General features: G+C 40.1%; 22 protein-coding genes. 21 read left to right on the top strand and 1 reads right to left on the bottom strand.

Annotated features, from left to right (window positions below):
- Positions 1-415: 415 nt before the first annotated feature.
- The 18 genes from NRI27_RS15530 (at position 416) to rsgA (ending at position 17,888) form a co-directional block, all read left to right on the top strand.
- Positions 416-1,417, top strand: coding sequence for a dipeptidase (locus tag NRI27_RS15530; protein ID WP_371391550.1), 1,002 nt, complete (start codon positions 416-418; stop codon positions 1,415-1,417).
- Positions 1,418-1,433: 16 nt separating this feature from the next.
- The gene (locus NRI27_RS15535) at positions 1,434-2,660 is read left to right on the top strand and encodes a DUF819 family protein (protein ID WP_317945839.1); all 1,227 of its coding nucleotides are present in this window, start codon (positions 1,434-1,436) and stop codon (positions 2,658-2,660) included.
- A gap of 84 nt (positions 2,661-2,744) precedes the next feature.
- Positions 2,745-3,281 carry a helix-turn-helix domain-containing protein gene (locus NRI27_RS15540; protein WP_317945837.1) on the top strand — a complete coding sequence of 179 codons (537 nt, stop codon included), beginning with the start codon at positions 2,745-2,747 and terminating at the stop codon, positions 3,279-3,281.
- Between the two features lie 103 nt (positions 3,282-3,384).
- Positions 3,385-3,969, top strand: a complete 585-nt coding sequence (locus NRI27_RS15545; protein ID WP_371391551.1) for a VanZ family protein — start codon at positions 3,385-3,387, stop codon at positions 3,967-3,969.
- 214 nt (positions 3,970-4,183) lie between these two features.
- The gene (locus tag NRI27_RS15550; RefSeq protein ID WP_371391552.1) at positions 4,184-5,104 is read left to right on the top strand and encodes an ABC transporter ATP-binding protein; all 921 of its coding nucleotides are present in this window, start codon (positions 4,184-4,186) and stop codon (positions 5,102-5,104) included.
- On the top strand, positions 5,085-5,828 hold the full coding sequence (locus NRI27_RS15555) for an ABC transporter permease (protein ID WP_371391553.1): 744 nt from the start codon (positions 5,085-5,087) through the stop codon (positions 5,826-5,828). The genes NRI27_RS15550 and NRI27_RS15555 overlap by 20 nt, the downstream gene beginning before the upstream one ends.
- The gene (locus NRI27_RS15560) at positions 5,822-6,943 is read left to right on the top strand and encodes a sensor histidine kinase (protein WP_371391554.1); all 1,122 of its coding nucleotides are present in this window, start codon (positions 5,822-5,824) and stop codon (positions 6,941-6,943) included. Before NRI27_RS15555 ends, NRI27_RS15560 begins: the two co-directional genes overlap by 7 nt.
- Positions 6,940-7,542 (top strand): response regulator, encoded by a 603-nt coding sequence (locus NRI27_RS15565; protein ID WP_371391555.1) that lies wholly within the window; start codon positions 6,940-6,942, stop codon positions 7,540-7,542. The genes NRI27_RS15560 and NRI27_RS15565 overlap by 4 nt, the downstream gene beginning before the upstream one ends.
- A gap of 343 nt (positions 7,543-7,885) precedes the next feature.
- Positions 7,886-9,079 (top strand): NAD(P)/FAD-dependent oxidoreductase, encoded by a 1,194-nt coding sequence (locus NRI27_RS15570; protein ID WP_371391556.1) that lies wholly within the window; start codon positions 7,886-7,888, stop codon positions 9,077-9,079.
- 30 nt (positions 9,080-9,109) lie between these two features.
- Positions 9,110-9,679 carry a helical membrane plugin domain-containing protein gene (locus tag NRI27_RS15575; RefSeq protein ID WP_371391557.1) on the top strand — a complete coding sequence of 190 codons (570 nt, stop codon included), beginning with the start codon at positions 9,110-9,112 and terminating at the stop codon, positions 9,677-9,679.
- Positions 9,680-9,696: 17 nt separating this feature from the next.
- Positions 9,697-11,097, top strand: coding sequence for an MBL fold metallo-hydrolase (locus tag NRI27_RS15580; protein ID WP_371391558.1), 1,401 nt, complete (start codon positions 9,697-9,699; stop codon positions 11,095-11,097).
- A gap of 240 nt (positions 11,098-11,337) precedes the next feature.
- Positions 11,338-12,381: a PAS domain-containing sensor histidine kinase gene (locus tag NRI27_RS15585; protein ID WP_371391559.1), complete on the top strand. Its 1,044-nt coding sequence runs from the start codon at positions 11,338-11,340 to the stop codon at positions 12,379-12,381.
- Complete coding sequence (locus NRI27_RS15590) at positions 12,374-13,006, top strand: response regulator transcription factor (RefSeq protein WP_371391560.1); 633 nt, start codon at positions 12,374-12,376, stop codon at positions 13,004-13,006. The genes NRI27_RS15585 and NRI27_RS15590 overlap by 8 nt, the downstream gene beginning before the upstream one ends.
- A 163-nt stretch (positions 13,007-13,169) precedes the next feature.
- Entirely contained in the window at positions 13,170-13,946 is a 777-nt protein-coding gene (locus tag NRI27_RS15595; protein ID WP_371391561.1) for a sulfite exporter TauE/SafE family protein, read from the top strand.
- Between the two features lie 131 nt (positions 13,947-14,077).
- Positions 14,078-15,424 carry a cytochrome ubiquinol oxidase subunit I gene (locus NRI27_RS15600; protein ID WP_371391592.1) on the top strand — a complete coding sequence of 449 codons (1,347 nt, stop codon included), beginning with the start codon at positions 14,078-14,080 and terminating at the stop codon, positions 15,422-15,424.
- Entirely contained in the window at positions 15,421-16,452 is a 1,032-nt protein-coding gene (locus NRI27_RS15605) for a cytochrome d ubiquinol oxidase subunit II (protein WP_371391562.1), read from the top strand. The genes NRI27_RS15600 and NRI27_RS15605 overlap by 4 nt, the downstream gene beginning before the upstream one ends.
- Positions 16,453-16,463: 11 nt before the next feature.
- On the top strand, positions 16,464-16,559 hold the full coding sequence (cydS, locus tag NRI27_RS15610) for a cytochrome bd oxidase small subunit CydS family protein (RefSeq protein ID WP_371391563.1): 96 nt from the start codon (positions 16,464-16,466) through the stop codon (positions 16,557-16,559).
- Between the two features lie 246 nt (positions 16,560-16,805).
- Complete coding sequence (gene rsgA, locus NRI27_RS15615; RefSeq protein ID WP_371391564.1) at positions 16,806-17,888, top strand: ribosome small subunit-dependent GTPase A; 1,083 nt, start codon at positions 16,806-16,808, stop codon at positions 17,886-17,888.
- Between the two features lie 459 nt (positions 17,889-18,347).
- Here rsgA and NRI27_RS15620 read toward each other — a convergent pair whose 3' ends face one another.
- Positions 18,348-19,040, bottom strand: coding sequence for a class I SAM-dependent methyltransferase (locus NRI27_RS15620; RefSeq protein ID WP_371391593.1), 693 nt, complete (start codon positions 19,038-19,040; stop codon positions 18,348-18,350).
- A 181-nt stretch (positions 19,041-19,221) separates the two neighbouring features.
- On the opposite strand from NRI27_RS15620, the gene NRI27_RS15625 reads away from it, so the two are divergent.
- The 3 genes from NRI27_RS15625 to NRI27_RS15635 all read left to right on the top strand — a co-directional run bounded on the left by NRI27_RS15625 (position 19,222) and on the right by NRI27_RS15635 (position 21,066).
- Entirely contained in the window at positions 19,222-19,902 is a 681-nt protein-coding gene (locus NRI27_RS15625) for an HAD family hydrolase (RefSeq protein WP_371391565.1), read from the top strand.
- Between the two features lie 110 nt (positions 19,903-20,012).
- Complete coding sequence (locus tag NRI27_RS15630; RefSeq protein ID WP_371391566.1) at positions 20,013-20,522, top strand: MepB family protein; 510 nt, start codon at positions 20,013-20,015, stop codon at positions 20,520-20,522.
- A gap of 49 nt (positions 20,523-20,571) precedes the next feature.
- Complete coding sequence (locus NRI27_RS15635) at positions 20,572-21,066, top strand: NUDIX hydrolase (protein WP_371391567.1); 495 nt, start codon at positions 20,572-20,574, stop codon at positions 21,064-21,066.
- The last annotated feature ends 146 nt before the right edge of the window (positions 21,067-21,212 follow it).

A 21,212-nucleotide genomic window follows, 5' to 3' on the forward strand; every position in this document is an offset into this window, starting at 1 on the left:
CGGGGAATATGCGGCGTTTGGCGCAAGTATGCGGCGAAACTTGGGATAATGCTGAGTTCCGGGAGGTTATGAGCTGTTTTCAGGAGTTATGCGGCGTTTAGCGCGAGTATGCGGCGAAACCTGGGATAATGCTGAGTTCTGGGAGTTTATGAGCCGTTTTCAGGAGTTATGCGGCGTTTTGGCGGAATATGCGGCGTTTAGCGCGATTATGCGGTGAATGATCGAGTTATGCTGGAATCCTCTAAGAAATAGTTGATATAACAGGTTCTAAATACTACAAACAATCATCAAACCTTCACTATGCTACTAAAATAGTGGAGGTTTTTTTTGAAGTGAAAAGTAAGGACTTGTTTCAATATAAAGAATAAATTATAATATATTAAAATGTAAATCTAGTAAGAGGAGGTGAATAAATTTGAAAGTATTTGATTTGCATTCAGATTTATTTACAGATCTAGCATTCCGCCGAAGTAAAGGAGAGCGAAATGTATTTGATCGGATTCATTATCCGAAATTGAAAAAGGGTTTAGTTGACGCGGTTGTTTGTGTCTTTTGGGTAGAGCCGGCGTTTCGTGACAATCCGTATGGGCGATTTCGTATGTTGCGGGAGAGCGTGTTAGATGATTTACGGACTGCACAGCATGTAAATCTTTGTACGACAACGAAGGATTTCGTTGATGCGCAAAAGGTTGGAAAAATAAATGTTCTTCTCGGTTTGGAAGGGCTGACGTTTATGGAGCATTGGGGGGAGGCATCCATTCAGGGAAATGTTGAAAGCGCTTTCCGTGAATTGCATGAGGGAGGCGTTCGCCATGCAATTTATGCGTGGAACGAAAATAACTTTCTTGCAAGTGGTACAGGAGCTTATAATGAAAGAATACATACTGGCCTTACGCAATATGGGCGACAAGCGACAAAGCTTGCGAATGATTATCGTTGGCTTCTAGATGCTTCTCATCTCGATGAACCTTCGTTTTGGAATTTGTATGAGGCGAGTGAGCGGCCGATCATTGCTTCCCATAGTAATGCCCGTGCGCTTTGTGACCATGAACGGAATGTAACAGATGAGCAGATAAAAGCGATCGCTTCTAAAGGCGGTATTATTGGGCTTAATGCGCATTATGCGTTTATCGACAAAGTGAATCCTACGGTTGATACATTTATCGATCACGCTGTCTATATGGCGGATTTAGTAGGACCCGAGCATGTTGCATTCGGGTTTGATTTTCTAGACTTTTTAGATGGTCATCAGCTTGGTTCGGATGTCGAAGAAGGGACAACAGTTGGGTTGGAATGTGTTGAGAAGGTGCCTGAACTACTTATGAAAATGGAGCAGCGTGGGTTTTCGAGTAAGGAAGTGGAACGCATCAGTTATACAAATGCGTTTGATTTTATTAGTAAACAATTGAAGGGTTAAGAATGGGGGAAGAGAAATGGAAAACACATTAATTAAGGCAGATGATATGATCACCTTATGGGGAATCATCGTTGTCTGGGCGGCGGTTAGTATTTATTTGGAACAACGGTTTAGTTGGGCGAGTAAGATTTCAGGAGCAATTATTGCGTTAGTCGGAGCAATCATCTTATCCAATACGGGTGTTATTCCGACAGAATCGCCTGTTTATGATGCGGTTTGGACGTTCATTATTCCACTAGCGATTCCGTTATTATTGTTCCATGTGAACTTTAAGAAGATTTGGCAGGAAAGCGGAAGGATGTTGCTCATTTTCTTAATTAGTTCAATCGGAACAGTAGCTGGTACGATTATTAGCTTTTTCTTATTGAAAGATCATATACCGTACTTGGATAAAATCGGTGGGATGATGAGTGCTTCCTATGTTGGGGGTGGTGTCAACTTTGCGGCAATGGCGGGAAAGTTTGAAACGCCGGGTGAAATGGTATCCTCTACAATTGTTGCGGATAATTTAATGATGGCGCTCTATTTTGTCGTATTGATGATCATACCAACGATGGCATTTTTCCGTAAACGGTATTCCCATCCGCACGTACTGGAAGTAGAAGCGAATAAAGGAAAAAGCGATGGCAAAACGTTAGCAGAAAGCTTTTGGGCACGTAAAGATATTTCACTGAAAGATATGGCTTTATCTGTTGGAACAGCATTTTTCCTCGTTATTGTTGCGTTTAAACTTGCTGCTTTTTTAGATGGTGTGATTCCTTCGGGTGAAGATGTATCGTTCTTCATGAATTTATTGAACGGACTCTTCGGGGATAAATACTTGATTTTGACAACCATTACTTTCCTTGCACTTGCATTATTTCCGAAGTACTTTGAAAGCATTAATGGAAGTCAGGAGATTGGGACATTACTTATTTACCTATTCTTTGTTGTAATTGGTGTTCCTGCTTCCATTCCGATGATTATTCAGAACGCTCCATTGTTGTTAGTGTTCGTTGCAGTCATTGTGCTTGTGAACATGCTTGTTTCATTGACGGCGGGGAAACTGTTAAAGTACAACTTGGAAGAAATATTGCTAGTTAGTAATGCGAACATTGGAGGACCAACGACAGCCGCTGCAATGGCAATTGCAAAAGGATGGAAAAACCTCATTGGGCCAATATTAGTAGTTGGTACACTCGGTTACATTATTGGGAACTATATTGGAACGACATTAGGTTTATGGTTTTCAACAATGCTATAAAAAAGACTTGCCTGGTAGTTTTCGGACTACCAGGTTTTCTTATGGTATGATGGAGGAATAAAAGAAATAAACGGGGTAGGTTTCATGTTTGATGGTCAAAAGATAAAAAAACTACGTATCGAACAGAGTTTGTCATTGAAAGATTTATCAGATCGTTCTGGGGTTAGCATTAGTATGATCAGTCAGATTGAACGTAGAAATACAGACCCAACATTAACGACATTGTATAAATTGTGTAGAGGATTAGATGTATCGATTTCTACGTTGCTCGGAACGGATGAACAAGCTTTGCAATTAGTACGGAAAGCTGAACGGAAGACAATCAGTTTTCCGCAATCCAATTCAAAGTATCAATTGTTGACGCCTATTAATGAAGGAACAATCGAGATGATTATGATTCATTTAGAACCGGGGCAAGAAGATCAGCAACTTGTTGAGCATACAGGGGAAGAATGCGGGTATGTATTGCAAGGAGAATTGACAATTGTTCTAGGAGATAATGAGCATATTTTGTACGAAGGAGACAGTATCCGTTTCAAAAGTACAACCCCACATCGATTTTTTAATCATACAAATAAAACTTCGATTTCTGTCTGGGCAATGACGGGGAGAGTGCTGTAGTGACTAGAAGACTGTGAAGTTTGCAGTCTTTTTCTTACGGATATCGTCTGGATGTCTGTCATATGAATAAATAGAGCGATAGCTTTTTGTAAAAGGAGGCACCATGGGGTTAATTAGTACATACGCGATGAATATGCTTGGATACATGATCGTGGCATTGCCACTTTATGTGCTCGTGCGAATTATACTTTTGAAAAGAAGAAAAAAGCGAGTGAACAAATTACGTGAATTCCTATTAGCGACCTTCATTCTGTACTGTATTGGCTTAGCTTCACAAACGATCATTCCGAAATGGAGCATCGGTGTCGATTCGTTAACGGGCGAACTATACTTTGATATTATGGTTGCAAATGAGTTGGCGAGCGTCAATGTCACTCCGTTTCAAACAATGCTTCTTTATTTGCACTCAAACAGCAATACAGATAATTGGGGCAGCCTTTCCATTATGAATTTACTTGGCAACATGTTCATGTTCTCGCCAATTGGTTTGTTCATTCCGATATTATGGAGGAAATTTGCGTCATTATGGAAGATTGCATGGGTTGGATTGGGCGTCACTTTTTTCATCGAAGGCGTCCAGTTCTTCATTGGCCGCAGTTCAGATATTGACGACATCATATTAAATGCGATTGGTGTCATGTTTGGCTATTTTGTGTTTAAGGTAATGAAGAAAATTGTAAGACGCTAAGTGCATCGAATAGTAAGTTGAAAGCAAGGGGTGAATACTCCTTGTTTTTTTGCGTTTTCAAATGGTTATATGTAATGCACATTTGCTTTCACAAGCAACAACGTATGCCAGCGTGTGTCATCATTTCACATGACACATGTCATGTGAAATGATGACAGAGCTTACTAAACGAACTGCAATTATTCTCGTAAGATGTATGGAAAGGAGTGAGTGTATGGAAACAGTCGTTGAAGTAAGTAATTTGACTAGGAAGTTTAAAGATGTAGATGCGGTTAATAATGTTTCGTTTTCTATTAAACGAGGTGAAATTGTGGCGTTTTTAGGGCCGAATGGAGCGGGAAAAAGCACGACAATCCTCATGTTGTTAGGATTATTGAATCCCACTGACGGACATGTGAAGCTGTTTAACGAGAATCCGAAAAATCGTCAAATTCGAGAACGGATTGGCGTGATGTTGCAACATGTTAGTTTGATGGATGCTCTAAAGGTGCAAGAACTCCTTGTTTTGTTTAGAAGCTATTATCCCGATGCAATATCAATGGAGCAATTAGTCGAAGTAACCGGTTTGCAAGGGGCAGATTTGAAGAAGCGTACTGAAAAATTATCGGGTGGTCAGCGTCAACGTGTAGGTTTTGCATTGGCGCTGGTTGGGAATCCTGATTTATTATTCTTTGATGAACCGACAGTTGGAATGGATAGTACTTCTCGTAAATTGTTTTGGGATAAAGTGCGACAGCTTGCGAATGAAGGAAAAACAATTATTTTTTCAACTCACTATTTACAAGAAGCGGATGATAGTGCAACACGTATTTTATTGTTTAAAAAAGGGAAAGTAATTGCGGACGGCTCACCGGATTCAATCAAGCGAAACATGTTAAAACAAGCGGTTTCATTTAAAGTGGATGGACCGTTTCTTCATAGAGAAAAATTTCTCGAGTTAAGCGAAGTTGTTGACGTGTATGAAGAGAAAGGAAGAGTAACAATCGTTACCGAAAATTCCGATGCAGTATTGGCAAGATTGTTCGCTGACAATATGGAAGTCAGGGATATATCTGTTGGAAGAGGAAGTTTAGAAGAGGCATTTGTTCAGCTGACAATGGAGGAGGTGGGTTCGAATGAGCATGTTCATCAATGAAACGAAGACAGAGGTCATTCGTGTGTTCCGTAATCCATATTTTATTTTCGGATCGTTAGTCATGCCAATAGTATTTTATATTATTTTTACAAAAGTGGTGAACCAAGGTTTAGAAGATGCTGGATTATGGAACAAACACTTCCTTATGTCCATTGCGACATTTAGTATTATGGGGAGTGCGATCCTGACACTTGGGCTACGGATGATACAAGAGAGAAATGAAGGTTGGACAACATATTTACGTGTTACCCCGTTACCGTCGGCAGTACATTTCATTGCAAAAATGATTGGGCAATCGACAGTCCATGCACTTACGATACTAATGATTTTTTTGTCAGGTGTAATCATCAACGGTGTTTCGATGACAGCTGTAGAATGGATACTGTGTGGAGTTTGGATATTACTAGGCTCCATCCCTTTTCTTGCACTAGGTGTGTTAGTTGGAACGATGCAAAAGGTTGACTTGGCTTCGAGTGTTAGTAATATACTCTATATACTTCTCGCAATCACGGGAGGTATGTGGATGCCGATGGAAGTGCTACCTAAAGCGATCCAGGCAATCGGTACGTGGTTACCGGCATACCATTATGGTAGTGGAGCATGGGCAATTATTCGAGGGGACATACCCGGTTATAAGAATATTTTGATACTCCTCGTTTATCTTCTTCTGTTCATGGTATTATCAACATATAGAAGAAGAAAACAGGATGTGGTGAAGTGGTAAAAGGTTTTGAGCTTTTTCCAAAGCGATATGGAATGACTCCTTATATATTTTTAGCGTATGTAATTTTACCTTTATATCATATTGTCAATCTAAATGGATGGAGAGCGGTAATGGGCTACTGCGCGTTACTGCTTTTTCTCATCTCTTATATCCAATTGTACAAATCTCAATCACTCAAACAAGATACTGTATGGCTAACGACACTTATTGGTGTGATAGTTATCTTTACAGTATTTTTCAGTCCGTATAACTTACTTTTAGGTTTTTTTGCATCCAATTTCATTGGATGGTTTGAAAATAAGAAACAGTTTAATCGTGCAGTCTCTTTTTTTGCGTCGGTGTTAATTGCTTGTACAGTTTGGATTGTCTATGAGAATGGAATGAGTGAATTATTGTTTTTCGCTCCATTCCTTGTCGTCATGATTTTATCACCGTATGGCGTGCGGAGCATGATGGAACGAATGGAGTTAGAGGAGCAATTAAATAAAGCGAATGAACAAATTAAAGCGTTGATTAAGCAAGAAGAGAGGGTTCGGATAGCTCGGGATTTGCATGATACACTCGGTCACACATTATCATTAATAACTTTACAAAGCCAAGTCATCCAGAGGGTTGCGACACATCCAGAAAAAGTGATCAAGGCAGCGGAGGAGATTGAAAAAACGTCTCGCTCGGCAATGAAACAAGTTCGAGAGCTTGTAAGCAATATGCGGATTAGTTCAATTGAAGAGGAAATAGCACATATGGAGCAAATTCTATCAGCTGCAAATATTCGATTTCAATATAATCCTTTACAAAATAGGCTTCGTCTTTCAGCACTACAACAAAATATTATTGGTCTATGTCTTCGTGAAGCCTCAACAAATATTGTAAAGCATAGTCAAGCTACTGAATGTATCGTAACGGTTGAGAATTGTGATAGTACATGTCAGGTAAGGATTGCGGATAACGGGGTAGGTATGTCAGATAGTGAATGGGGAAATGGTCTTACTGGCATGGTTGAACGACTTGCATTAATTGAAGGCGAGTTAGCGGTTGAAGCGGATAAGGGCACTTCACTCCGTATTAAGATACCGATCGTTATAAAAGTAAATGAAGGAGCTGTTGTTCTATGATCCGTATTGTTATTGCAGAAGATCAACAAATACTCCGAGGTGCTCTAGGTACTTTATTGAATTTTGAACAAGATTTTAACGTAGTAGGGCAGGCGGAAAACGGCGAAGTAGCATTGCAACTTATCCGTACATTGCGTCCAGATGTTTGTATATTAGATATTGAAATGCCGAAGAAAAGCGGTCTTGACGTTGCAGAAGACTTGCTGAATATGGGGATAGAAACGAAAGTCATTATTTTAACGACATTTGCAAGACCAGGATATTTCGAAAGAGCCATGAAAGCAAAAATTCATGGGTACTTGTTAAAGGATGGTTCCATAACTGACTTGGCGAACGCAATCCGAAATGTAATGGTTGGGAAGAGGGAATTTGCTGCGGATTTAGTAATGAATTCCTATCATGAAGAAAATCCTCTAACTGCAAGGGAACGGGAAGTCCTGTTAAAGTCTGCAGAAGGTAAGACTGCGAAGGAAATCGGGGCTGAATTGTTTTTGTCGGCGGGTACAGTTAGGAACTATATGTCTGAAGTATTGCAAAAGGTTGAGGCTAAAAACAAAGTCGAAGCAATTGCCATTTGTCGTGAAAAGGGATGGATATAGAAATAAGCACTCAATAGTATTGTTTGTTTTTTCTAGAAGAGAAGAAAAGACATAGTATATCCAGAGTAAGTCGATTACAAACTGGAGAGTCATACAGCATCTAGATGTCCATTTACAAAAAGACGGATCAATCCTTTTTAACCGAATAGAAACGTGTAACTGTCAAGTAGCTTATGTACTTGGCAGTTTTTTTATTGCAAATGAGTACAATGTCGTTTTCTACACTTTTGGAATTCGAATTCAATTAGGGGGAAACCCCTATACTTTCCAAAACAGAAGTCTCCTACAATGAGGATAGAAAAAGTGCTTCATAACAAGCAACTACCTTAAAGGAGGACATGACATGAAGACTTCATACAAAGTGGTCATCGTAGGTGGAGGTTCTGCTGGGATATCGGTGGCGGCTAGATTGCTAAAACAGACCAATGCATTGATGGATGAAATTGCAATTGTTGACCCTGCCGACAAACATTATTATCAACCACTCTGGACGTTGGTCGGTGGAGGGGCGGCAAATAAAGAACACTCAGAGAGGGATATGGCAACTGTTATTCCAGCGGGAGCGTTTTGGATTCAAGATGCTGTTGACTCTTTTATCCCGGAAGAGAATGCACTCATGACGGTCAATGGTCAACGGCTAACCTATGATTATTTAGTTGTTGCCGGAGGAATTGAATTGAACTGGAAAGCGATAAAAGGACTAGAAGAAGCGCTCGGTACGAAAGGCGTTTGTAGTAATTATTCTTTCAAACACGTTGACTATACATGGGAAACAATTCGGACATTCACAGGAGGAACAGCGCTCTTCACGCATCCGGCATCTCCGGTTAAATGTGGAGGTGCACCTCAAAAAATTATGTATTTAGCGGAAGACCATTTCGCTAAATCAGGTGTTCGAAACAAGACAAACGTTATTTTTGGTTCAGCTAATCCAGCAATTTTTGATGTGGAAAAGTATCGATTGGCTCTTGAAAAAGTGTTAGAACGAAAAGAAATTGATGCACGTTTCCGACGCAACTTAATCGAAATTAAAGCGGATGAAAAAGTAGCTGTTTTTGAAAATCTCGACACACAAGCAATCGAGGAAATCCCTTACGACATGATTCATGTCGCGCCTTATATGCAAGCTCCTGCTTTTATCCGCAATAGCATTCTAGCTGATGCGAACGGATGGGTGGATGTTCACAAACATACGTTACAGCACACGCACTATAAAAATATCTTTGGCTTAGGGGACAGTGCGAATCTGCCTACTTCAAAGACAGGAGCAGCAATTCGGAAACAAGCGCCGGTTGTTGCAGAAAATATCATTGCCCTCATGCGGCAACAACCAATGCCAGGTTCTTATGATGGCTACTCATCATGCCCAATTGTGACCGGCTATAACAAGCTCATTTTAGCGGAGTTTGATTATAACAAAGAACCAGCAGAATCTATGCCATTTAACCAAGCTGTAGAACGGACAAGTATGTATATTATGAAAAAGGATTTGCTTCCGATCATGTATTGGGACGGCATGTTAAAAGGAACTATGTAAACGGTGACAGTAGGAAGGAGGATAACGTATATGGTCAGTGGAACGCATCATGAAAGTGGCGATTTGCTGCGACTGATTTCAGAATTAGAACGACCAGAAGTACAAGACTCACTTTCATCACTTCTGAATAAATTACCTGAATTCGAGAAAAGCATCACTTCAATTGAAAACGTCGTACGATTTGGGCGATCGGTTTTGGAAGATCATACTTCACTCAACAAATACGATCAACTGTTATCGACTTACAACATAAGCATCGAGTCTGTAACGTCGCTTATTACTTTGATTGAGAAACTGCCTAAATTGGTGAACATGATCGAGCAACTGGAAAATATCATGGAGTTTGTCACAGCTATCCTACACGACGAACAATCAACCGAGTATATCATGTCTAATGTAAAAGAATATGCTACTCCTTTACTTTCAAAAGGACAAGAAGGCTTATCGCTCATTCAAGAAGTGCAAAATAGAGTGGAGTGTAATCCACAAAATGTTAAATTATTCTCACTTGTCAAGTGGTTAAAGGATCCGATGGTCCAAAAAAGTCTTTGCTATGTACAAGCCGCACTTGAAGTCATGAATGAGAAAAATCAAAAATAAGAATAGGGGATTTTGAAATGTTATTACGATATTTTTATGATGAAAAATTGGCACATGCATCTTATGTAGTAGGTTGTCAAGCAACTGGTGAAGCGGCAATTGTGGATCCAATGCGTAACATTGAACCTTATATCGAATTAGCGAAAAAGGAGAATTTGCAAATCGTTGGTGCACTGGAGACGCATATCCACGCTGACTTTGTTTCAGGTTCCCGAGAACTCGCAGACCATTTTGGTGCGACTTTATACATTTCTGACGAAGGGGACCAAGACTGGAAATACCAGAACATAGAGCACCTGAACCATCAATTGCTTAAAGACGGCGATGAATTTAAGATTGGCAATTTAGTTTTTAAAACAATGCATACGACCGGCCACACACCTGAAAGTATTTCGTTTTTATTGACAGATCGTGGTGGGAAAGCAGATAAGCCTATGGGCATTTTCACGGGAGACTTTGTATTTGTAGGAGATATAGGACGCCCTGACTTGCTTGAAAAAGCAGCAGGCATCCAAGGAACGTCAGAGTCCGGTGCAAAAGCAATGTACAAATCTATCGAGAAGTTTAAAGCACTTCCGGATTATTTACAATTATGGCCAGCTCATGGTGCAGGTAGTGCTTGTGGAAAAGCGTTAGGGGCGATACCTTCTTCCACAGTTGGTTATGAAAAACAATTCAACTGGGCGATGAATTTTGCAAATGAATCGGACTTTATGAAAGCATTACTCAATGGACAACCGGAACCTCCATATTATTTTGCAGTGATGAAACATGTGAATAAGGTCGGTATCGAGCTAATTAAAAACTTGCCAGCCGTCAAGTACCTTTCATCCTTGAAAGACGTGGAAATAGTACTAGCAGCCGGACATCAAGTTATCGATACGCGAAAAGCAGACGACTTTGCTGCAGGACATATTGAAGGAACTATCAATATTCCACTTAACAACTCTTTCACGAACTGGTCAGGATGGTTAGTAGACTACGAACAACCTTTGTACTTGCTACTAAATCCTGAGACGCTTGAGGAAGTTTTAATTGCGCTTCGCTCTGTAGGGATTGACAACGTAGTAGGCTATGCTGATGTTGAACTTGTATTGAAGGAAGCAAGCTCCCTTGAATCCTATGCGAATATCTCGCCACTTGAAGCGAAAGAGATGATGGAAAAAGGTGAAGTCTATGTAATAGACGTTCGTAAAAAAACGGAATTTGACGAAGGACATATTGAAGATGCGCAACATATCATGCTAGGGACATTACGCAAACGATTGGATGAAGTGAAAACTGATAAGAAAATCGTCGTTCAATGTCAAGCAGGTGGTCGTTCTGCGATTGCTGCGAGTGTACTTCAAGCGAATGGTATAAAAAATCTTGTTAATATGGCTGGCGGCTATTCAAGATGGATAAAAGATGTGAAATAAGCAAATTGGATGAAACCGTTGAGATGCGTTTTAGTGTCTCAGCGGTTTTTATATACAGATACCAGTTCATCCTAATAAAGCAATCGTCGTATTACAATTACTCACCATTGTGTGAAAACAAGTATTCATTGATATCAAAGCTTGTAAAAAGAAGAAATGAACAGATATTTTTCCATCTCCTATTTCAAATGGTAAGATGAACAAACTAGGTACAATCATTCTCACGAAGGAGTCGTTACCGTGTTAAGGAAAATGCAATTGACGAATGAATATTTAGAGCAAATCTTTAGAAATATACAAGACGGAATTATTATTATGGATGACAGCCGAAAAATATTAATGCTCAATCCTTCTGCAAAACGATTAACGGGTTGGGAGTTAGACGATTACGTTCCTTTTTGTTCATTTTGCGAAAATCGGAAAAAAGACCACGAGGAAAACCGATGCTATTTAATTGAAAATAACGAAGTCCCCTATTTTCTCTCCAAAATGCCTACGTATCATGGAAAGAAAATTGATGTTGAAATGAGTACAGCACTCATGTATACAGACGCACAAAGTAAGAAAAAAGAATATTTGCTTGTACTACGAGATCAAACGATTCAACTGAAGGAAGAGGAAGCTCGTTTTGCTAAATTAATGATACAGAAAATGATTGAAGCTAAAGAGTCCGAACATAAACGGCTAGCGCAAGAACTACACGACGGAGTAGGGCAGTCATTATATTCAATTTCCGTTGCCCTGCAAGCGATTGAAACGTATGTAAATAATCCGAAACTCAATACGTACATTGAGGAAGTCCGTTCCGAATTAAGTAAAGTGATGAATGATATTAAAGTATATTCCCATCAATTACGTCCGCATAGTATTGACCAATTAGGGATTGTCCCAACGTTAAAAACGCTCATCGAATCAGTGAGAAAAGTCCATCCCGAACTTACGATTCATTTTGACACGAATTTTACTGAGAGATGTGCAGCTGCTGTCGAGATTAACCTGTATCGAGTTGTACAAGAAGCTTTGCATAACATTATTAAGTACGCTCAAGCGGAAAACGTTCATATCTTGTTACGGAAGTTTAAGGATCAATTATCATTACAAGTGAAAGACGATGGAATTGGCTTTGCTAAGAGTGCGATAAAAAATGAAGGTTTAGGCCTTAAGCATATGGAAGAGCGGATTGATCAATTAGAGGGATCGTTTTCCATCCATTCTGTACCTGGAAAAGGTACAACTATTGAGATACAGATTCCAAAGTGGAAGGAGGAATTGATCGATGATTAATGTATTAATTGTCGATGATCATGTGCTAATCCGTAAAGGTATCGTATTACTATTAGAGCAATATAAAGATATACATGTAGTAGGTGAAGCCGGAGACGGCGAAGAAGCCATTCAATTAGCAGCTAAAACAGAGCCTGATGTTGTGTTGATGGATATCTCTATTCCGAAAGGGCTCGATGGGTTTACGGCATCGCAAGAAATTTTGAAAATAGTCGACAATGTGAAAGTGATTTTGCTGACAATGCATAACGAAATTGTTTACATTCAACGAGGAATCGAAGTAGGAGCACATGGCTATTTATTGAAGAATAGCCATGGTGGAGAATTGCATGATGCGATCGTGGCAGTGTATAACGGAAAACGTCATTATGAGGTCGGAATCCCAGAAGACCAGTTGGAGAAATTGTTTAATCAAAAAGGGAAAGAGAAGCGAGAGTTGTTGACAGTACGTGAGCAAGAAATTGTACGATTGACGATTTTAGGCTATACAAACGTTCAAATTGGTCAGAAGTTATTTATTAGCAGTAAAACTGTTGAAAATCATAAAGCGAATATTATGCAAAAGTTGGAACTGAAAAACAAGGCAGAACTCATTCAATATGGATTGGCGAATAATTATGTATAACGAATTGAACCTATTCAAATCACGTGTGAAATGACGTGATTTGGATAGGTTTTTCTTTTGTGTGTTCCTCTGATTTATAGTGGAAAACCCCTATTTGGAACAAGATTAGACCAATTTATAATGAAAATAGAGATAGGGATTCAGTAAAGGAGGCTGATTATGAATGGATTTGTCATTCATTATTGTCATTTTTCTCATAGGCTTCATTGGTTCGTTTGTATCAGGAATGTTAGGCATCGGGGGTTCCATTATTAAATACCCGCTGTTATTATATGTGCCACCTCTTTTAGGTATGGCGGCATTCACAGCGCATGAAGTATCTGGCATAAGTGCAGTGCAAGTCTTTTTCGCATCAATTGCTGGTGTATGGGCTTATCGAAAAAGTGGGTACTTAAACAAATCATTGATCATTTATATGGGGGGATCTATTCTACTAGGTAGCCTTGTCGGTAGTTATGGTTCACAGTTTCTCTCTGAAAATGGAGTAAACATCGTCTATGGTGTGCTTGCGTTAATTGCAGCGGTCATGATGTTTGTTCCTAAAAAGAAAATCGATGATATACCTATGGATCAAGTGACATTTAACAAACCAGTAGCTGCCATTCTAGCTTTCATTGTTGGAATTGGATCGGGAATAGTTGGAGCAGCCGGTGGATTTTTATTAGTACCGATTATGCTCGTTGTCTTAAGTATACCAACTCGAATGACGATCGCAACGAGTCTTGCGATAACGTTCATCTCATCCATTGGTGCGACGATCGGTAAGTTGACAACAGGACAAGTAGATTATTTCCCCGCAGCCATTATGATTGTTGCCAGTTTACTAGCAGCTCCATTGGGCGCGAAAATGGGTGGCAAAGTGAACACGAAAGTACTTCAATCCATTTTGGCAGTTCTCATTTTAGCGACAGCCGTTAAGATTTGGATTGATATCTTATAAATCGCTTAGGACGGTGACGTACAATGTACAAAGTGCACGAACGGAGACTAATGATTCTTAGTTTTGTTGTAGCTATTATTATGGCAGTGTCCTTAGCGGGACGTATATTTGGAAGTTAGGAGATGACTGAAATGGTCAATGAGTCCGCAGTATTTTGGAGCCGGGTGTTAACCGAGTTAACGTTATCTTTTCATATCCTTTACGCGACGATTGGCGTAGGGGTTCCATTAATGATTATGATTGCCCAATATGTAGGATACAAAAAGAATGATGAGCATTATATATTACTGGCAAGAAGATGGGCACGCGGCTTCGTCATTACAGTAGCGGTAGGTGTCGTTACGGGAACTGCTATCGGTTTACAGCTTTCATTGTTATGGCCGAACTTTATGCAATTAGCGGGGCAAGTCATTGCTTTACCATTGTTCATGGAAACGTTTGCGTTTTTCGTTGAAGCAATCTTTTTAGGCATTTACCTCTATACGTGGGATCGTTTTAAGAGTCAAAAACGCCACATGTTTTTACTAGTTCCTGTTGCGATTGGCGCATCGATGTCAGCGGTTTTCATTACGATTGTCAATGCGTTCATGAATGCACCGCAAGGGTTTGATGTAGTTAATGGAGAGTTAGTCAATATCCAACCTATACTTGCTATGTTGAATCCAGCGATGCCGACCAAGGTTGCGCACGTATTAGTGACAGCGTACATGGCATCTGCATTCGCGTTAGCTTCAATTGCCGCTGTTAAGATGTTAAAAGGCTCGAAGCATGTGTACCATAAAAAATCGCTACATCTATTAATGAAGTTAGGTTTGGTATTTGCAGTTGCAACCGCAGTAATTGGGGACTTTTCGGGAAAATACTTAGCTGAGTACCAACCCGAAAAACTAGCAGCTGCGGAGTGGCACTTTAAAACAGAAGAAGGTGCTCCATTAGTGTTATTTGGTGTAACAGATGGAGAAGAAGTAAAATATGCGTTTAAAATTCCCTATGCTTTGAGCATTCTTGCGCATAACAATCCAACTGCTGAAGTCATCGGTTTAGATCAGTTTCCTGAAGATGAAATTCCTCCTCTGTATATCCATTACCTCTTTGACACTATGGTAATGATTGGGATGTTCCTGCTTCTAGTTGCACTCGTATATGTAGTGGGCAAATGGCGGAATTGGCGTTTCATTACATCGAAATGGTATACACGTGTCATTGTAGCGGGAGGACCGCTGGCACTGTTGGCAATTGAAGCTGGTTGGTGGTTAGCGGAAGTCGGCAGGCAACCTTGGATTTTACGTGGGTTTATGAAAACAGCGGATGGAGCAACAACGAGTGGCAATGTAGATCTCATGTTAGTTGCATTCGCGGCGCTCTATCTCATCTTAGGTATTGGAAGTATTATCGTATTGTTGCGGATGTTCCGAAGCAATCCAATTGAAAAAGAAATTGAAGAACGTCATCTAATGAAGGACGGTGAGCGGGGATGACATTAGAAATACTTGGGATTTCAGTTCTGTGGTTGTTTCTTTTCGGATATGTTGTTGTCGCCTCCATTGACTTTGGTGCTGGATTTTTCAATGCATATAGTTTATTGACAGGAAAGAATCATATTTTAACAAATGTGATTAAACGATATTTATCACCTGTTTGGGAAATCACAAATGTGTTCTTAGTGTTTTTCTTTGTAGGCATAGTCGGGTTCTTCCCTAAAACGGCTTTCTATTATGGAACCGTATTATTAGTGCCGGTTAGCATTTCACTCATTCTTTTATCCATACGAGGAAGTTATTATGCATTTGAATCGTACGGGGCAAAAAAAGGGTACCATAAAGGGTATGCACTTGCTTATGGACTTGCAGGTTTACTCATTCCTGCTTCACTTTCTGTCGTGTTTACGATCTCAGAAGGGGGATTCATCACGATGGTTGACGGACAACCGAACTTGGATTATGGAGCGATGTTTGCAAGTCCGCTAACGTGGGCCATTGTCGTATTGAGTGTTATGGCAGTTTTGTATATTTCTGCAGTGTTTCTAACATGGTATGCCCAAAAAGCGAATGATGTACAAGCTGCTAACCTAATGAGAAAATATGCATTACTATGGGCGACTCCGCTTATCGTGAGTGCAATAGGGATCATTGTAGAGTTGAAACGAAATACAACAGAGCACTATGATCGAATGTTGGACTTTTGGTGGTTGTTTGCCATCTCAGCAATTCTATTTGTCGCGACTGTTTGGTTGTTATGGACAAAACGTAATTACGGAATGGCTGTCGGGTTCATGATCGCACAATTTGGCTTTGCGTTCTTTGCCTATGGCATTTCTCATTATCCGTATTTACTGTATCCGTACTTGACAATCTATGATAGCTTTACAAACAAGACAATGGCGATTGCACTTGTAGTTGCGTTTATCGCTGGGTTGTTTTTACTTGTTCCATCCTTATATTTAGTGTTGAAACTGTTCCTTTTCAATAAAGATTATGTAGCGGGAAAGAAAGAAGAGCATGTGTGAGGTGAAAGAATGTGAATAACTTCATCATTTTTTATGCACCATTTATTGTGGTTGCATTATCAATCGGTATTGCGTTTTTTGTTGCACCGAAAGATTCGAAGCACTAAAACAAATAGGAGATTCTACTTTTAATTGACACTATAAAGAATCCTTGTTATTGTTAATGTATCTTTCAGAAAGTAGGTGATGTTTTATGGCGACAATCAATGTGGCAATTGTCTATATGATCGGACCCATACTCTCACCTGCCATGCCTTTGTAATAGGCATGTCTATTCTGTTATGCGCGTGAAAGCATGGTGTCCGATCCTGGAACCATGCTTTTTTATATGCACATAACAGGAGGAATTAGCATTGAACAATTTACAAGCATACGGTTGGAATTCATTTCATCAAAATAATTGGGATGAAACAATCGCTGATATGAAAAGTGGAAACTATAGAGCTGGGCGTGTAACGCTCGAACATAAACGGATGTATCGCGTAATAACGGAAGAAGGGGAATGGCTATCCGTTTGCTCGGGTTCGTTTCAGCATGAAGCAGTTGAACGACGAGATTTCCCAGCGGTAGGTGATTGGGTCGTCGTCGAAAGGATGCCGGGTGAAGAACGGGGAATCATTCATGCGATTTTGCCAAGAACGTCTTTATTCTCAAGGAAAGCCGCAGGAACGACAATTGAAGAACAACTCATCGCTGTGAATGTCGATATCGTCTACCTCGTCATGTCAATGAATGATGATTTTAATAGCCGACGACTTGAGCGTTATCTGGTTGCGGCGTACGATTCAGGTGCGACACCTGTAGTTGTGCTGACGAAAAAGGATCTGTGCGACAATCCTGATCAATTTATTGAAGAGGCTCGAGGAATCGCATTAGGAGCAGAAGTATATACGGTTAGTAGTGTGACCGGGGAAGGAATCGAGCAAGTAACAGCGCTGTTAAATGGTGGTAAAACCGCCGCGTTATTAGGGTCTTCGGGTGTTGGCAAGTCATCACTTGTCAATGCGATTTGCGGAGAAGGTACCATGGCCGTACAAGGTATTCGCGAAGATGACGCAAAAGGACGGCATACAACGACGCATCGTGAACTCATAAAAATTCCTTCTGGCGGGGTGCTCATTGATACGCCAGGGATGAGGGAGTTCCAATTGTGGAACGAGAGCGAGAGTGTTGACGCTGGATTTAAAGATATCGAGGAACTTGCAATAAGTTGTAGATTCTCGGATTGCGGTCACGCGAGTGAACCAGGATGCGCGATACAAGAGGCGTTACAGTCTAGGGCTTTGCCGGAAGACCGCTATGCCAGCTATGTGAAACTACAAAAAGAAATCGCTTTTCTTGAAAGAAAAACAAACCGGCAGGCGGCAGTTGCCGAGAGAGACAAATGGAAGAAAGTGACGAAAAGTATGCGGAGGCATCCGTCGAAGAAGAAGTAAAAATGGATCGACAAGGTTGTATGCAAATCGGGCGGTTTGGTATGTGGAGAAAACATGTACTCAATTAGCAAATGAAAAAACGCACAGTTCTTACGTGCGTTCAGCCTGTTGACAAACGCTCGCATCCGTTGTTGCTCGTCTCGCTCGTCCGCTCATGAACTTTAGTTCTATTCGCGTCTTCGCTCGACTTCGCGCGGGCCTGCACGATGCAGGTCATGCAGTCGTTGGGACAGGACGTCCCAAACTTAGACTGCCTTCCACCTGACAAGCGTTTTCAATCAGGCTGAAGAACTTTCTATGTATTACAAATTTCATTAAAAATGTGTAGACAAAGTAAAAATCGACTTTGTCTACACTCTGAACGCACAGTTGTTTCTGTGCGTTTTTTAGTGTCCTATTTACTTGTTTGTCTTCGGACCATGGCAACCGTTAAATATTGCCTTTAGTCGTTGTAAACACTCACTTTTCCACTTTTATACGATATGCAAGACAATCTTGTAGGGATACGAGTGGAGAATAGGTCCACTCTTCATAATCCATTGCACCACCAGGGAAAATCGCAACAATCTTCAAGCCAGCCTTTTGGCATAGCTTGCTAATTTCTTCTACTGTATAACACCGGAGTGACTGGGTGACAGCGTCTTCGGGGTGATCGATATGCCACCACGTATCAAGCATACGCTCGTTCGTTTCATCGTATCCATATTTTCGAAACGCTTCATCAATACGCATATCTAGGCCACTCACTTTACGCCAATAGGAAGGTTGAAAAATATCAATTAATGCACAACCGTCTTCTCTCATCCACCCTGCTATTCTTTTTAATAAGAGGAGTTGTTCCTCGTCAGTCCCTACTCCAAAACCGTCCATGTAACTAACAACATCGAAATGCTGCTGCAATTCGATTGTATAAAAATCCCCACAATGTACTGTAATGGAATCGGGAGAGCATGATTTAGCATATTCAACGAGTTCAGGCACCAACTCTACAGTTGTCATTTCGGTTCCGTTTTTGGCCATAGCTCGTGCTAATATGCCGCTACCTGCACCGATATCCAACATCGTAGTAAACGGTTTACCAACTTGTTCGTGGATTTGCTTTACTTGAAGAGCTAAGTCGTCTTCCATTCTGAATTCTATTTGCGGATCCATTAGTTCAAATTGCTTCTTATAAAAGGGAAGTACCCAAGATTGTTTTGTCAAATTAATTCCTCCTGTATTTGTTTTATCAAATAAGAGTCGGAATTAGATAGAGTAATGTCAAAGCATCCACCACCTTCTATCTCATTATAACGTATAATTAGATAATTAAGTAGATGATGGAGGGATTATTATGATAAAGGCAGTGATCTTTGATTTGGACGGTACTTTATTGAATCGTGATGCCTCAGTGATTAGTTTTGTATCGAATCAGTATGATCGATATCGAGATGTTTTTGGTCACATTCCAAAACAGCAATACATGTCGAAGTTCATTGAATACGATTGTCGAGGATATGTATGGAAGGATAAAGTCTATCAGCAACTCGTTAAAGAATATCAAATACAACTACCATGGGAAACATTGCTTCAAGATTACATGGAGAACTTTAAACGCCACTGTGTACCGTTTCCGCATCTTGAGAGTATGTTGGATACTTTAAAGAATAGGTCTTTGAAGTTAGGTATCATATCAAACGGCAGAGAACCGTTTCAATCCAAAAATATATCAGCTCTTGGAATCGGACATTTTTTTGATGCGATTCTCATTTCAGAGTCAGAGGGTATTAGAAAACCTGATCCCCTTATTTTTCAGCGAGCTTTGGAAAGACTGAACGTTCAAGCGTTCGAAAGTATGTATGTCGGAGATCATCCGATGAACGATGTGAAAGCAGCCCGTTCGGTTGGAATGCTCAGTGTTTGGAAAAAGGACAACCAGTGGGAAGACGTGAATGCTGATTATTGTATCGATGAATTGAGTGAACTGCCTGGGATTGTTGAAGAACTGACATTTGGTAAAACAAACAACTACTAGAGTGGGTTGACTATTATACTAAATCGATAAATCTGCATTCCGACGAGTTTACAGGCTAATCTGTTCTGTTTAACAAAAGGGGTTACTGCAGGAATTTGAGGAGTGGAAGAATGAATGATTTTTATGAAGCATTAGCTTATGTAAGTAAAGTGATATACGAGCCGAATCACATACGTGTAAAGTCGATTAAAGAAGAAAAGCACAATGCTAAATATGGTGGTGGACTCTTTCAATTATCTTCTAGAACAGTTCGTTTTCGAGTTGCAAATATAACACCAAACAAAGTAGGGCAGTTTGTTGCATGTTGGGAAAAAGATGAGAATAATAAAAACCAACCTTATTCATATGACGAAGCACCTGATTTATTCGTTATTACTACTTTTAAAAATGACAGCGAGTTTGGACAGTTTATTTTTCCGAAAGAAGTTCTACTAAAACAGAATATTCTTAGGTCAAGTTCGACGGAAGGGAAGATGGGAATAAGGGTTTATCCTAGTTGGGATAGTCCGACAAATAAGCAAGCGATGAAAACTCAAAAAGAGCAGTTGCCTTATTTTGTTGATATGAGTAACGCTAGTGAATTACCCATGGACAAGATTCTAGAACTGTATTCGTTGTAATTATTGCGGAAGCTTGGCGCACACATCGTACATAACCGGGGGGACTTGAATGATACACGTAAATGTTAGAGGGATAATTGAAAGAAATGGTCCTAAAGGAACTGAAATTGTTATTCAAAAAAGGGTTAAAGCGAATGAGAAAAATACACCTTATGAGTTGCCGGGGGGAAGGCTGGAGGAATTCGAGTCATTTTTTGAAGGGTTAAAAAGAGAAGTGCATGAAGAGACAGGACTTCACATTACGAAGATTTTTGGGGAAGAAACCAAAATTGAAACGCATGATAAAAATTCGAATGTTGAAGCTGTGAGGCCACTTGCGATTTATCAAACGACAAATGGTCCTGTTGATTCATTAGGTGCTTATTTTAGATGTCAGGCAAATGAGGTTCTGAATGATAAAGGGGATGATACTGAAGATATAAAGTGGATTTCAGTAGATGATTTACGTCAATTAATTGATGATCAATTAATTGAATTTAGTTGGGTAGATAAGTCGGGCATACTGTATTATTTGAAATGGCATTATACACAGAAGGTACATTAAGTTGATACATACATAGGGGCGAGCTGTCCTTACTTAAAGTTGAATAAAAAGCAAAAAGGCTGTCACAGAAGGTCGGTTTTCACGGACTTTCTGGACAGTCTTTATTTGCTTAGCGAGACTTTCTGCTAGCGAGTTTTACGTCACCT

The organism is Sporosarcina sp. OR05 (assembly GCF_041414805.1).
In the GTDB taxonomy this organism is placed as follows: domain Bacteria; phylum Bacillota; class Bacilli; order Bacillales_A; family Planococcaceae; genus Sporosarcina; species Sporosarcina saromensis.

Coding starts and splice junctions, on each gene's coding strand:
- NRI27_RS15550 (WP_371391552.1), top strand. CDS start 4,184: ATGGAAACAGTCGTTGAAGTAAGTAATTTGACTAGGAAGTTTAAAGAT.
- NRI27_RS15540 (WP_317945837.1), top strand. CDS start 2,745: ATGTTTGATGGTCAAAAGATAAAAAAACTACGTATCGAACAGAGTTTG.
- NRI27_RS15590 (WP_371391560.1), top strand. CDS start 12,374: ATGATTAATGTATTAATTGTCGATGATCATGTGCTAATCCGTAAAGGT.
- NRI27_RS15580 (WP_371391558.1), top strand. CDS start 9,697: ATGTTATTACGATATTTTTATGATGAAAAATTGGCACATGCATCTTAT.
- NRI27_RS15635 (WP_371391567.1), top strand. CDS start 20,572: ATGATACACGTAAATGTTAGAGGGATAATTGAAAGAAATGGTCCTAAA.
- NRI27_RS15535 (WP_317945839.1), top strand. CDS start 1,434: ATGGAAAACACATTAATTAAGGCAGATGATATGATCACCTTATGGGGA.
- NRI27_RS15600 (WP_371391592.1), top strand. CDS start 14,078: ATGGTCAATGAGTCCGCAGTATTTTGGAGCCGGGTGTTAACCGAGTTA.
- NRI27_RS15625 (WP_371391565.1), top strand. CDS start 19,222: ATGATAAAGGCAGTGATCTTTGATTTGGACGGTACTTTATTGAATCGT.
- NRI27_RS15565 (WP_371391555.1), top strand. CDS start 6,940: ATGATCCGTATTGTTATTGCAGAAGATCAACAAATACTCCGAGGTGCT.
- NRI27_RS15570 (WP_371391556.1), top strand. CDS start 7,886: ATGAAGACTTCATACAAAGTGGTCATCGTAGGTGGAGGTTCTGCTGGG.
- NRI27_RS15555 (WP_371391553.1), top strand. CDS start 5,085: ATGAGCATGTTCATCAATGAAACGAAGACAGAGGTCATTCGTGTGTTC.
- NRI27_RS15630 (WP_371391566.1), top strand. CDS start 20,013: ATGAATGATTTTTATGAAGCATTAGCTTATGTAAGTAAAGTGATATAC.
- NRI27_RS15620 (WP_371391593.1), bottom strand. CDS start 19,040: ATGGATCCGCAAATAGAATTCAGAATGGAAGACGACTTAGCTCTTCAA.
- NRI27_RS15575 (WP_371391557.1), top strand. CDS start 9,110: ATGGTCAGTGGAACGCATCATGAAAGTGGCGATTTGCTGCGACTGATT.
- NRI27_RS15595 (WP_371391561.1), top strand. CDS start 13,170: ATGGATTTGTCATTCATTATTGTCATTTTTCTCATAGGCTTCATTGGT.
- NRI27_RS15545 (WP_371391551.1), top strand. CDS start 3,385: ATGGGGTTAATTAGTACATACGCGATGAATATGCTTGGATACATGATC.
- NRI27_RS15605 (WP_371391562.1), top strand. CDS start 15,421: ATGACATTAGAAATACTTGGGATTTCAGTTCTGTGGTTGTTTCTTTTC.